Consider the following 13418-nt stretch of genomic DNA (forward strand, 5'->3'; position numbering starts at 1 on the left):
TGTTTAATGTGTAATGTTCAATGTTTAATAAAGCAAGAGAATTCTTCACTCTTCGTTCTTCACTCTTCCCTTATATTTTATACAGGTCGCCTGCCTTCATCTTCAGGAACTTATTTACAGAGATGCTTGCGCACAAAGCCGTGATGATGATACCGAAGAGGAACACCGATCCGCCGGTAATAGCCAGTTCCTGCCAACCCAACACGTTGAGCAACTCAGGCTCATGCAACGACCAGGCATAAAGACAGCCACCCAGGAATCCATCTGCCAGCAAAGCTGCCACCACGCCTATCACCATCGCTTTTTTCAGGAATGGCTTACGGATAAAGCCCCATGAAGCTCCTACCAGTTTCATCGTATGAATAGAGAATCGACGGGCATAAATACCTAAGCGTACCGTATTGTTGATAAGCGAGAAGGATATGAAAGTAAGCAAGACTGCCACAATCAACAAACCAATACTAATCTTAGCGAGCGTATTGTTGACCTGCTCTATCAAATCATGCTGATAACTGACCTCAGTTACACGCGGATAAGCCTTCAATTCCTTGGCAATCCATGTCAGGGAATCATTATTGGCATAATCTGCCTGAGTCGTAATTTCAATAGAAGGCTGGAATGGGTTTACACCGGCAAACTCACTAGGATTGGTACCCAATTCCTTGGTAGCTTCCTTCAACGCCTGTTCTTTCGTAATATAAGTCAAATCCTTTACGTAAGGACGGGCATTCAAGCGTTTACACATCTGCAAACCTTCCGGATTGGTCATATCCTGCTCCAGCATCACCTGTACCACCAGGTTCTCCTTCACATACGACGAGAGGTTCCGCCCCATGAGGACAGAGAAGATGACCAAACCCAACAATACAAGCACCATAGCGGTGCTGATGCATAACGTAACAACCTGCAATCCACGATGATTGCGAGGTTTATATTGTTTCTTTCTCATTATCAATTCTATTTATTTCTGACTGAAAAGAGCGTAATTACCCAAATTGTCTGCAAAGGTACATATAAACGAAGAGATAACAAAATAAAATTGCATTTATTTACATTTATTCGGAAAAATAAGAATAACAGAAACGAGAAAAAGGGCCGACCTCACGGCCAGCCCTTCCTATACAGAGTAAAATTCAAATAGGTATGACTTGAACTTTTACTTAATTTAATCTATTTGCTTTTATGGGACTTGCTAATCCCTAACAAATCTTACAACTTGGTGATGACACCCTTCTCTGAACTCTCCAGGAACTGGATGATGTTCTGAATCTCCGGTCCATCTGGCACCTGATCCTTGATCTGGTTAATGGCATCGAAGAGGGATGTCTGGCCATGGAATACCAATCGGTAGGCATTAGCAATATGCTTGCGAACCTTCTCGGTAAGCTCGGCTGCTTCCATGATGATGGTGTTAGGACCTGCATACTTCACAGGCTTTCCACCGGCAATGATATAAGGAGGAATATCCTTAGAGAAGGTAGTACCTGCCTGAATCATCGCCAGGTCGCCTACTCTAGTCTTGGCGTTCTCTACTACAGATGTTGAGTAGATGACACCGTTACCAATCACGCAGTCGCCCGCAATCTTGGTACCATAACCGAATACGCAACCGTTGCCGATTACGGTATCGTGAGAGATATGGGCACCTTCCATCAAGAAGTTGTTGTTGCCCAGAACGGTCTTGCCACCCTTGTGAGTACCACGGTTGATAACCACGTTCTCACGGATGGTATTGTTGTCGCCAATCACTACCTCACTCTCCTCACCGGTAAAGTTGAAATCCTGTGGGAGGGCAGCAATAACGGCTGCCTGGAACACCTTATTATTATTACCCATGCGAGTACCGTTCATGATGCTCGCAAAGGGATAGATGGTACAGTTGTCGCCGATGACCACATCGTCCTCGATATAGGCGAATGGATAGATCTTGCAGTTGTCTCCAATCTTAGCTTTTGGAGAAACCTCTGCCTTTGGACTTATTATACTAGCCATAATTATTAATTATTAATTATTAATTATCAATTACTTAGCTCCTCCACCCAATGCATAGTAGAGGTTTACCACTGCCTGCATCTTGTAGAAGTCATCAGCTACCTTTGAGAGTTGTACGTTGAGCAGTGAAGACTGTGCCTGGATTACTTCCAGATAAGAACCGCCAGCCTCTGACATCAACTTACGCGTATCCTCCACATTCTTCTCGAGTACGGCGATGCGCTTAGCCTCCACCTTACCCTTCTCGTCAGAATAGTTGTAGAGCACGAGGGCATTGCTCACCTCGCTACCAGCCTTCAACACGGCATCCTGCCAAGTGTTGTAAGCCTGCTCGTACTGTATCTTAGCCACCTTCAAGCCGGCAATGATTCTACCATTCTGGAAGATTGGCTGAACCAATGAACCAACAGCAGAAAGCAACCACTTGCCTGGATTCACGATGCCTGCACCAGCAGAATTGGTGAATGCACCTGTACCAGAAATGGTGATAGATGGATAGAACTTGCTGCGGGCAGTCTCAATGCCATAGAAGCACTGAGCCAGATTCATCTCGGCTGCGTGAACATCGGCACGGTTGTTGAGCAACTGGATGCCTACACCGGTAGAGAATGTTGTAGGAAGACTCTGATTCTCCAACTTGCCACGGGCAATAGAATGAGCCTGGTCACCGATGAGAAGACTCAGGGAGTTCTCTGTCTCACGAATCTGACGCATCAGGTCAGTCTTCTGAGTCAACACTGCATAGTAGTTGCTCTCGGCAGCCTGAACAGAAGTTCCGCGATAACCAATCTTGGTATCCTTCAGCACCTTCATGGTCTCCCAGGTATTCTTGGTCAAACCTTCCATATTGTTAACCAGCTCCACCTGCTTATCGAGCATCAACAAGGTATAATACATGTTGGCGATGTTGGCGATGAGGTTGGTCTTTACAGATACCTGATAGTCCTGCAACTGGAGCAGAGCCATCTGGGCACTGCGCTTCTGAGAGAGCAGATTGCCGAAGAGGTCTACCATCCAGCTGGCAGTAACAGGCATCGTGTAAGTCTTGGTGGCAGCCTGACCATCCCAGGAAGCGATGGTTCCCTGAGGAGTGAAAGACAAGGCTGGCACGAATGCCAACTTAGCACACTTCAGCTGCTCTTCTGCCATCTTCACATTCAAAGCCGCATTGAGGAGGTTGACATTGTTGTTCAATCCCTTCTCGATGAGCGACTGAAGCTGAGGGTCGGTAAAGACACTGCGCCAAGGGATATTGGCGAAGGTAGTAGTATCCTTTACAGCCAAAGTATCTGTATCAGAAGCTACATCGCGAACGATACCGCTGGTCTTCACATCCGGACGCTCATACTTTCCGTAGAGAGTCTTGCAGCTGCTCAGAGAGAGCGCTGCGAGACCCAATATGATGATATTTAAATTCTTTTTCATTGTTTCCTTTGAAGTTACATTGCGTTATTACTTCTTCTCGATACCCTTCTTCTGATGAGCTGCGTTGGCATACTGCTCCAACTCGGCAGCTACCTCCTCGTTCAACTCATCCTCGAACTTCATTGGGGTCAACTTCTCCTGCAACCACTGGAAGACTGCGAAGAGAGCAGGAACCACGAAGATCTGACAGATAGTACCAATCAACATACCACCTACGGCGGCAGCACCCAAAGTCTGGTTACCATTCTTACCTACACCAGATGCGAACATCAGAGGCAGCAGACCGATAACCATCGCCAGAGAGGTCATCAGAATTGGACGGAGACGGGCACCGGCACCCAAGATTGCTGAGTACTTGATAGCCATACCCGTACGACGACGCTCGAGGGCGAACTGTACGATAAGGATGGCATTCTTAGCTAACAGACCGATCAACATAATCAACGAAATCTGCATGTAAATATCGTTAGAGTGACCGAAGAGGTTGGTGAAGATGAACGAACCTGCCAAACCGAATGGGATAGACAATACTACAGACAATGGCAAGATGTAACTCTCGTACTGGGCACTCAAGATCAGGTAAACGAATACGATACAGAGTGCGAAGATCAAACCTGTAGAGTTGCTGGATTCAGCTTCAGAACGGGTCAAACCAGAGTACTCATAACCATAGCCTTCTGGCAATGTCTGCTTGGCAACCTCAGCAATCGCCTTCATACCATCACCGGTAGAGTAACCGCTGTTAGGAGTTACAGATACATCCATAGAGGTAAACAGGTTGAATCGTGTGATGTTAGATGGACCATAAATCTTCTTCAAGTTCACGAACTCGCTTACAGGAGACATGGTGCCATCAGCACAACGAACGTAAATCTTGCTCAGATCGTCTGGACGCATACGACTCTCAGGACCAGCCTGAATCATGACACGGTAGAGCTTACCGTAGGCATTAAAGTTAGATGCGTAGAGACCACCGAGGTAACCCTGCATTACAGACAATACTGAAGATGGAGAGATACCAGCCTGCTTGGTCTTGGCAACATCTACATCTACCATATACTGTGGGTAGTTAGGGTTGTACTGAGTCTGGGCGGTCTGAATTTCAGGACGCTTGTTCAACTCAGCCAGGAACTTCTTCACATTGTCATAGAACTTGTTCAAGTCACCACCGGTCTTATCCTGCATGGTCATGGTGATACCATTCTGTACAGAGAAACCGGAAATCATAGGTGGAGCGAAGGCAAGAACCTGTGCATCCTTGATGGCAGCAGTCTGCTTGTAGATCATACCCAACACAGAAGTATATTCCATTGGGTTGACAAACAACGCCTCAATACCGCCACCCGTACAAGCCTCCTTGATACGGTGGAAGAATCCACCCGGACGCTCCTCGAATGGCTTCAGCTTCACGATGATGGTACCCTGGTTAGAACCGGCACCGCCGATAAAGCTATAACCCATGATGGCGTTACGGGTTGCGATGGCTGGGTTGTTAGCCAGCATCTTATCTACCTGCTTAACCACCTCTGCTGTACGTTCCTGAGAAGTACCAGGAGCTGTAGAGATACAAGCGAAGATAGTACCGGTATCCTCATCAGGCACCAGACCCGTCTTGGTAGTACCCATCAGGGCAACCAGACCTACGATACTGACTGCCACGAGGCTACCAGCGATGATGCCATGATTGATAACCCACTTGACACCACCCTTATACTTATTGGTAATCTTCTCAAACTGATAGTTGAATCCTGCGTGGAAACGGTCTACGAAAGACATCTTCTTCTCGTGACCCTCCTCGTGTGGCTTCAGCAACACGGCACAGAGTGCAGGAGACAGCGTCAACGCATTGATAGCCGAAATAACGATAGATACAGCCATGGTTACACCGAACTCACGGTAGAAGTAACCGGAAGTACCACCGATGAATGATACAGGAACGAACACGGCAGACATCACCAATGTAATAGAGATGATGGCGCTGGAGATTTCGTTCATCGCATCGATAGATGCAGTAAGGGCACTCTTGTAACCCTGGTCGAGCTTGGCGTGAACCGCCTCGACCACCACAATGGCATCATCGACCACAATCGCAATAGCCAGCAGCAGGGCTGACAGCGTAAGCAGGTTGATGGAGAATCCGAAGATCCAGAGGAAGAGGAAGGTACCAATCAAAGCCACAGGTACGGCAATCATAGGAATCAGCGTAGAACGGAAGTCCTGCAAGAAGATATACACTACGATGAACACCAGTACCAGAGTGATGATCAAGGTGAAGATAACCTCCTCGATAGATGCGAACAAGAACTCGGTAACATCCATCAGGATGACATTCTTCAACCCAGGAGGATAACTCTTCTCCAGTTCATCAAGCGTTTTCTTTACGTCGTTTGCAATCTGGGTAGCGTTGGAACCGGCAATCTGCTGAACCATACCCATCACGGCAGGCTGACCATCATTGAGCAGGTTTACATTATACTGCAAACCACCCAACTCAATCTTGGCAACTTCGCCCAGACGGAGCGTCTGACCTGAAGTATTGCTCTTGATGAGGATATTCTCATACTCCAATGGAGTCTTCAAACGACCCTTGTAACGCAAGGTATATTCATACTGCATATCAGAGCTCTCACCAAAGCTACCAGGGGCAGCCTCGATATTCTGCTCTGCCAAAGCCTGAGAAATATCAGAAGGAACCAGTCCGAACTCCTTCATCTTCTCTGGTTTCAACCAGATACGCATAGAGTAGTTACGGGTAGAAGGGCTCTGCACATCACCCACACCATTGATACGCTTCAACTGAGGAATGACGTTGATCAAGGCGTAGTTGGTAACAAACTGGTCGTCGTAACGTCCATCGTCTGTAGTCAGAGCAAACATGATGACGTTGGAACTCTGTCGCTTGGTTACGGTGACACCCACCCTAGTAACCTCGGCAGGCAACAGAGACTGCGCCTGAGACACACGGTTCTGTACGTTGACCGCAGCCATATCAGGGTCAGAACCCTGCTTGAAGTAAACGGTGATCTGAGCAAAACCAGAGTTAGACGCAGAAGAGGTCATATAAGTCATGTTCTCCACACCGTTGATACTCTCCTCCAGCGGAGCAACGACTGAGTTCAACACCGTCTGGGCATCTGCACCCGTATAGGTAGCAGTTACCGTGATGGTAGGCGGCGCGATATTCGGATACTGCTCGATAGGCAGCGATACCAAGCCGATAATACCCAGCAAGACGAAGAAGATGGAAACCACCGTCGAAAGTACCGGGCGCTTTATAAAGTTTGTAAATGACATAATCTTATTTTAATTAAGAATTAATAATTAACAATTAATAATTGCCCCAAGGTCTATTAATTATTCATTATACATTATTAATTATACATTATTAATTATACATTATATTACTTCTTTCCGCCCATAGCAGTAGCGAAGGCATGAGCGTTATCCTGAGACTCAGCCAACTTGGCAGCCTCAGCAATCTTCTGATTGTAACGCTCCAGAGTGATAGGCTTGATCTGCTGACCATCGGTCAACTTGGTGATACCCTTCAATACGATGCGGTCACCTACATGGAGACCAGAAGTTACGATATAGTTCTTGCCATCATCCTGTGGATTTACCTTGATTTCAGAATACTTCACCTTGTTATCCTTGGTTACTACGTAAACGAAAATCTTATCCTGCACCTGAGAGCAAGCCTCCTGAGGGATGACGATAGCCCTGTTATGATCATTAGGAACCACGATAGAACCTGCACCACCACTCTTCAGCAACTTCTCTGGGTTAGCGAAGTGAGCGATGAGAGAGATAGAACCGGAAGTAGCATCGATGACACCACTCATCTTAACCACCTTACCCGGATGATTATAGATAGTACCATCAGCCAACTGCAGCTTAACAGCTGGGAACGCTGCGATGGCTGCCTGAACGCTACCATTGGTCTTAGACATGTTCAGAATCTGAGACTCTGAGAGTGAGAAGAATACCTCCATGGTGCTGATGTTAGAAACAGTTGTCAGAGCCTGACCAGAAGCGCTTACCAAAGCACCAACCTTGAAAGGAAGGCTACCTACAACACCTGCAGAAGGGCTGGTAACGGTACACCAAGACAACTGCTCGCGGGCTGAAGCCAGAGCAGCCTCTGCCTGAGCTACCTGAGCCTTAGCTGTTGCATAGCTGTTAGCTGCTGTAGAAAGTTCATATTCACCGATAATCTTGCTATCATACAACTTCTTGTTATTCTGATAAGTCAACTTAGCTGTATTTGCCTGTGCCTTAGCTGTATTTACAGCGGCAGCAGCAGAACGGACAGCAGCCTGATAGGTCTCGCTATCAATAGAGAATAAAGCCTGACCTGCTGATACAGTCTGTCCCTCGTGTACAAAAACCTTAGTGATAAAACCAGAAACCTTAGGACGTACCTCTACATCCTGGATACCCTTGATGGTAGCAGGATAGGTAGTCTGCAATGCGGCGCTGGAAGTACCGATAGTAGCCACAGCGAACTCATCGTCGCTGAAGTCAGGCAGACCGCCCTTCTTACTTCCACCACATGATGTCAACGCAGCAAGAACACAAACTGCTGCAACAAACAAAACGCTTTTAATTTTCATACCTATTTTATATTATAATTTATTATTTAATCTTTTTACTTCCTTAAGTTACAACGCTTTTCCGCCCTCCGGCGAAAACTAAGAAACACCTCTAAGTTTTAAAGGCGCTGCAAAATTACTAATAATAAACGAATAACGGCTCGCATGGAGCCGTTATTTAACAAAAATTATTCTCTATTTTAAGTTTTCTGCATTTACAAGTCCCATCTCCTGTGCCTTCTTCATCAAAAGCTCCATCAATGGTTCCCGCTCGTTAGCCACTTTATTGTCCAGTACAGCATCCTTAAGATACTGCTTCAAGGTACCAACCTCGCGACATGGAGTAAGGTGGAACATCTCCATAATCTCATTGCCATCGATACATGGCTGGAGCAGACGTTTGTAATCACGTTCCTGCAAATCAACCAGTTTCTCACGCACCATCTTGAAATTATCCAGGAAACGCTGCTTGCGAACCTGGTTCTTGCTGGTTATATCTGCTTCGCAGAGGGTCATCAGATCGTTGATATCATCGCCTGCATCATTCAACAGACGGCGAACGGCACTATCCGTTACCTCTTCATCAGCAATCACAATCGGACGCATGTGGAGTTCCACTAGCTTCTGTACATACTTCATCTTTGCATCCATCGGCAGTTTCATACGGCGGAAGATGTTCGGAATCATCTTGGCGCCTATGATATTATGGCTATGGAAGGTCCAACCGATGCTGTTATCCCATCGCTTGCTTTTCGGTTTGCCGATATCATGGAAGAGTGCCGCCCAACGAAGCCAGAGATTATCAGAATGCTTGCATACATTCTCAAGCACCTCCATCGTATGGTCATAATTGTTCTTATGCGCTCTGCCGTTCCGTGTTTCCACCTTATCCATCACTACCAGTTCCGGCAGGATAAGGTCAAGCAGACCTGTATCCTTCAAATAATAAAATCCACTGCTAGGATGCTTAGAGAGCATAATCTTGTTCATCTCGTCACAGATGCGCTCGGCACTGATGATCTTCAGACGCTCGGCATTACGGGAGAGAGCATCATAGGTCTCATCTTCTATCTGGAAATTGAGCTGAGTGGCAAAACGCACACAACGCATCATACGGAGCGGGTCATCAGAGAAGGTAATATCTGGGTCGAGAGGAGTGGCAATAATACCATCTTCCATATCATAAACGCCATCGAACGGATCTACAAGTTCGCCGAATCGCTTTTTATTCAAGCAGATAGCCATTGCATTGATAGTGAAATCCCGGCGGTTCTGATCATCCTCCAGAGTTCCTTCTTCTACAATAGGCTTTCTGGAATCATGGTTATAGCTCTCCTTACGGGCTCCCACAAACTCCACTTCCATATCATGATACTTCACCTGAGCAGTTCCGAAATTCCGGAACACAGAGAGATATGCATTCTTTCCGAGCAATGTTTTCAAGGCAGAAGCTACCTCAATACCACTACCCACCACAACGACATCTATATCATTGGAAGGTCGCTCCAAGAAAAGATCACGCACATATCCACCAACCACATAACATTCCACAGCCAACGAATCCGCTACCTCTGAAATCTTATGAAATATATCCTTATCCAGTATTTGTGCCAGTTCGGCATTGGTCAAATTTCTCATACTCTTTTTTCTTTCGGGGTGCAAAGTTACTGCAAATCGAAGACAATACAAAATAAAAAAAGATTTTTTTTGTTTTTATTGTTGAGATGCAGCGTAACTTATCAAAAGTTACTGCAAAATGAGCGAAAAACAAAATAAATTGCGATTTATTTTTTCTTCCGAATGCTGCGTAACTTATCCAAAGTTACTGCAAATTATGTAAAATACAAAATAATTATTTGGCTATTTCATAATAAATGCGTAAATTTGCACCGAATTTCGAAATTATTATGGCAGATTTATTAAAAACAGAACAGCAGTTTAAGGCTGTCATGGGTGAATGCAGGGCATTATTTGAGAAGAAACTTCATGATTATGGAGCCTCTTGGAGAATCTTGCGCCCTTCTTCTCTGACAGACCAGCTCTATATCAAGGCTAAGCGTATCCGCTCGCTCGAAATCAAGAAAGAATCTTTGGTTGGCGAAGGCATACGTCCGGAATTCATCGCCCTTATTAATTATGGTATTGTGGGACTCATCCAGCTGGAAAAGCCATTCGTGGATGAAGTAGACATGACGCCAGAAGAGGCAATGAAGTTATATGACCTCCATGCACAGGAAGCACTGGAACTGATGCTCAGGAAGAACCATGACTATGACGAGGCTTGGCGTTCGATGAGAGTCAGCAGCTATACTGATTTCATCCTTACCAAGATTCAGCGCGTAAAGGAAATAGAAGATATCGCTGGTGCCACGCTCGTGTCAGAAGGCATTGATGCCAACTATATGGACATCATCAACTATGCCGTGTTTGGAGCCATCAAGATGAGCGAATAAGGGTAAATGAATAATTCAAATGGAGAATAAGGCTACTCATATCTTAACCAAGATTGCGGTGAATATCGGGCGATTGCTCATGGCGACAACCTTCATATTCTCAGGATTCGTGAAGGGAATGGACCCATTGGGTACGCAATACAAGATAACCGACTATCAGGAAGCACTGCATATTGACTGGATATTCCCCTCATGGAGTACACTTGGCATGTCGGTTCTGCTAGGAATGATAGAGTTTGCCATCGGTATTTTCCTGCTGTTTGCCATCCATAGGAGGCAGGTAAGCCGGATTACTCTATTCATCATGAGCGTGATGACGCTGATTACTTTATGGATAGTCATCGCAGACCCTGTAAAAGACTGCGGATGCTTCGGTGATGCCATTATCCTATCGAATACAGAGACTTTCATCAAGAACATCATCCTCCTAGCGATAGCTCTCTTATTGTGGAGAAAGCCGTTCGAAATGAAACGACTGATATCCAAGCCGACTCAATGGATCGTAATCAATTATACGTTCATCTTCTCTATCTGCGTAAGCTTATGGAGTCTGTGGACACTTCCACAATTCGACTTCCGCCCATATCATATCGGTGCCAACATCGCTAAAGGGATGGAAATACCTAAGGGAGCCAAACAGCCTAAGTTTGATACGACCTTCATTCTGGAAAAGAACGGAGAGCGAAAGGAGTTCACGATAGACAACTACCCAGACTCTACCTGGACATTCATCGACAGTAAGACGGTACAGACAGAAGAGGGATATGTGCCTCCTATCCACGATTTCAGTATCGAAGACACTCAGACGGGGCTAGACATCACCCAAGAGGTGATCCATCGTAAGGGATACACCTTCATCTTGGTTTCGCCCCATCTGGAATTTGCCGATGATGCCAATTTTGGGAACATCGATGAGATCTATGAATACGCCAATGATCATGGCTACAAGTTCATCTGCCTTACGGCAAGTACCGAAAAAGGGATCAAGCACTGGCAAGACATCACAGGCGCAGAGTATCCGTTCTATCTCACTGACGAGACCACGCTGAAGACTGTGATCCGCAGCAATCCGGGTCTGCTCTTGCTGAAAGACGGAACCATTATCCAGAAATGGAGCCACAATGATCTCCCAAACATGACGGAGATAGCAGGCAAGCCGCTGGAGCAGACAGAGATAGGTAAGATGCCGGAAGTAAGTGCAGCCAAGAAGATAGCAGGCATGGTTTCATGGTTCGTCATACCATTGGTATTACTCACCATCGCCGATAGGCTCTGGGCATGGGGCGCATGGATTAGAAAGAAAGAGAATTCAAACAGAATATTATCAACTTTTAAAAAGAAAAGAAAAATGAGAAAGAAAATTGTAGCAGGTAACTGGAAAATGAACATGAACCTGCAGGACGGTGTTGCTCTCGCTAAGGAGATCAACGAGGCATTGGTAGCAGACAAACCAAACTGCGACGTAGTAATCTGTACTCCATTCATCCACTTGGCTTCTGTAGCTCAGGTTTTGGATTCAGAGATTGTAGGTCTCGGTGCAGAGAACTGCGCAGACAAGGCTAAGGGTGCTTTCACAGGTGAAGTTTCAGCTGAGATGGTAAAGAGCACAGGTGCTCAGTACGTTATCCTCGGCCACTCAGAGCGTCGTCAGTATTATGGCGAGACAGCAGAGATCTTGAAGGAGAAGGTAGAGTTGGCTTTGGCTAACGGTTTGAAGGTCATCTTCTGCTGCGGTGAGACTCTCGAGGAGCGTGAGGCAGAGAAGCAGAACGAGGTTGTTAAGGCAGAGTTGGAGGGTTCAGTATTCCACTTGAGCGCTGAGGCTTGGAAGAACATCATCCTTGCTTACGAGCCAATCTGGGCTATCGGTACAGGTAAGACTGCTACTTCTGACCAGGCTGAGGAGATGTTGGCATACATCCGCTCTATCGTAGCTGAGAAGTATGGCAACGAGGCTGCTGAGGAGACATCAATCCTCTACGGTGGTAGCTGCAAGGCTAGCAACGCACCTGAGCTCTTCGCTAAGCCAAACATCGACGGTGGCTTGATTGGTGGTGCTTCTTTGAAGGCTGCTGATTTCAAGGGTATCATCGACGCTTGGAAGAAGTAATTAATAAGTCTACAGACTTAATAAAAAATTGAAGGGATGTTTTCTAAGTGAAGAAGCATCCCTTCTTCATCAAAACTACGATATTAATAATAAAAGGAATAGTCATGAAACAATTCGTCACATTATTGATTATCATCCTCAGTACTAGCATGACCGCTCATGCTCAAACTTACCTGGATCATCTGAAAGAGAAGAATCAGGGACAGGGTGTTGTGACCGTTCACCAAAGCAAGGCAATAGATGAATTGGTTAACGGAAAGAAGATTACGCCCCAAGACGACAAGACCAAGACTACACCACAACCACAAAAGAACGGAACAGATACTCAGCAGAAGGGAGTAACTCCTACTACTCAGCACAAACAGGGTCCAGACTCATTAAAGAAGACTGAACCTCAGCGCCATGAGACAGCCAAAGAAGGTGTCCATACAAGTAACGCGCAAAAATCAGAAACCCCAAAAGACGAAACAGACAACACTGTTGTAGACATGCGCAAGAAAGTGATGCGCAAGAGCTATAAGGTTACAGGATATAGAGTACAGGTTTATGCCGGAGGCAATTCACGCAACGACCGTCTGAAAGCAGAACAGACTGGCAATACACTCAAGATGAAATTCCCGGAACAGCCAGTATATGTTCATTTCTACTCACCAAGATGGATTTGCCGCATGGGCAACTTCCGCAACCTTAACGATGCCCGGAAGGTATTGATTAAGGTAAAAGCACTTGGATACAAGCAAGCCTGCCTCGTAAAGGGACAGATTACAGTGCAGTATTAAAAAGTGAAGAGTGAAGAATGAAGAATTCAACAGCTTTACTAATAATAAAGTTCAATGTTCAAAGCTC

9 protein-coding genes are annotated in these 13418 nt (G+C 45.8%); 3 read left to right on the top strand and 6 right to left on the bottom strand.

The annotated features are described in order from the left end of the window. Window positions 1-70: 70 nt before the first annotated feature. The 6 genes from ACTQ53_RS01285 to ACTQ53_RS01310 form a co-directional block, all read right to left on the bottom strand. Entirely contained in the window at window positions 71-949 is an 879-nt protein-coding gene (locus ACTQ53_RS01285) for a permease-like cell division protein FtsX (RefSeq protein ID WP_294971907.1), read from the bottom strand. Window positions 950-1209: 260 nt separating this feature from the next. Continuing rightward, entirely contained in the window at window positions 1210-1992 is a 783-nt protein-coding gene (gene lpxA, locus ACTQ53_RS01290) for an acyl-ACP--UDP-N-acetylglucosamine O-acyltransferase (protein ID WP_294971904.1), read from the bottom strand. Window positions 1993-2022: 30 nt separating this feature from the next. Beyond that, entirely contained in the window at window positions 2023-3417 is a 1395-nt protein-coding gene (locus tag ACTQ53_RS01295; protein WP_294971901.1) for an efflux transporter outer membrane subunit, read from the bottom strand. 27 nt (window positions 3418-3444) lie between these two features. After that, a complete protein-coding gene (locus ACTQ53_RS01300; protein ID WP_441931747.1) occupies window positions 3445-6711 on the bottom strand; it encodes an efflux RND transporter permease subunit in 3267 nt (1088 codons plus the stop codon). A gap of 107 nt (window positions 6712-6818) precedes the next feature. Beyond that, window positions 6819-8030, bottom strand: coding sequence for an efflux RND transporter periplasmic adaptor subunit (locus tag ACTQ53_RS01305; protein WP_294971896.1), 1212 nt, complete (start codon window positions 8028-8030; stop codon window positions 6819-6821). Between the two features lie 174 nt (window positions 8031-8204). Next, a complete protein-coding gene (locus ACTQ53_RS01310) occupies window positions 8205-9647 on the bottom strand; it encodes a CCA tRNA nucleotidyltransferase (RefSeq protein ID WP_441931748.1) in 1443 nt (480 codons plus the stop codon). 269 nt (window positions 9648-9916) lie between these two features. Between ACTQ53_RS01310 and ACTQ53_RS01315 the strand changes: the two genes are divergently transcribed. The 3 genes from ACTQ53_RS01315 to ACTQ53_RS01325 all read left to right on the top strand — a co-directional run bounded on the left by ACTQ53_RS01315 (window position 9917) and on the right by ACTQ53_RS01325 (window position 13351). Then, window positions 9917-10462, top strand: coding sequence for a DUF1599 domain-containing protein (locus ACTQ53_RS01315; RefSeq protein WP_228117710.1), 546 nt, complete (start codon window positions 9917-9919; stop codon window positions 10460-10462). Between the two features lie 19 nt (window positions 10463-10481). After that, complete coding sequence (locus tag ACTQ53_RS01320; RefSeq protein WP_441931749.1) at window positions 10482-12572, top strand: BT_3928 family protein; 2091 nt, start codon at window positions 10482-10484, stop codon at window positions 12570-12572. 104 nt (window positions 12573-12676) lie between these two features. Further along, window positions 12677-13351 carry an SPOR domain-containing protein gene (locus ACTQ53_RS01325; RefSeq protein ID WP_217761832.1) on the top strand — a complete coding sequence of 225 codons (675 nt, stop codon included), beginning with the start codon at window positions 12677-12679 and terminating at the stop codon, window positions 13349-13351. The last annotated feature ends 67 nt before the right edge of the window (window positions 13352-13418 follow it).

The sequence above is a fragment of the Prevotella sp. Sow4_E9_plate genome (genome assembly GCF_052116205.1).
Lineage (GTDB): Bacteria > Bacteroidota > Bacteroidia > Bacteroidales > Bacteroidaceae > Prevotella.

Coding starts and splice junctions, on each gene's coding strand:
- ACTQ53_RS01285 (WP_294971907.1), bottom strand. CDS start 949: ATGAGAAAGAAACAATATAAACCTCGCAATCATCGTGGATTGCAGGTT.
- lpxA (WP_294971904.1), bottom strand. CDS start 1,992: ATGGCTAGTATAATAAGTCCAAAGGCAGAGGTTTCTCCAAAAGCTAAG.
- ACTQ53_RS01295 (WP_294971901.1), bottom strand. CDS start 3,417: ATGAAAAAGAATTTAAATATCATCATATTGGGTCTCGCAGCGCTCTCT.
- ACTQ53_RS01300 (WP_441931747.1), bottom strand. CDS start 6,711: ATGTCATTTACAAACTTTATAAAGCGCCCGGTACTTTCGACGGTGGTT.
- ACTQ53_RS01305 (WP_294971896.1), bottom strand. CDS start 8,030: ATGAAAATTAAAAGCGTTTTGTTTGTTGCAGCAGTTTGTGTTCTTGCT.
- ACTQ53_RS01310 (WP_441931748.1), bottom strand. CDS start 9,647: ATGAGAAATTTGACCAATGCCGAACTGGCACAAATACTGGATAAGGAT.
- ACTQ53_RS01315 (WP_228117710.1), top strand. CDS start 9,917: ATGGCAGATTTATTAAAAACAGAACAGCAGTTTAAGGCTGTCATGGGT.
- ACTQ53_RS01320 (WP_441931749.1), top strand. CDS start 10,482: ATGGAGAATAAGGCTACTCATATCTTAACCAAGATTGCGGTGAATATC.
- ACTQ53_RS01325 (WP_217761832.1), top strand. CDS start 12,677: ATGAAACAATTCGTCACATTATTGATTATCATCCTCAGTACTAGCATG.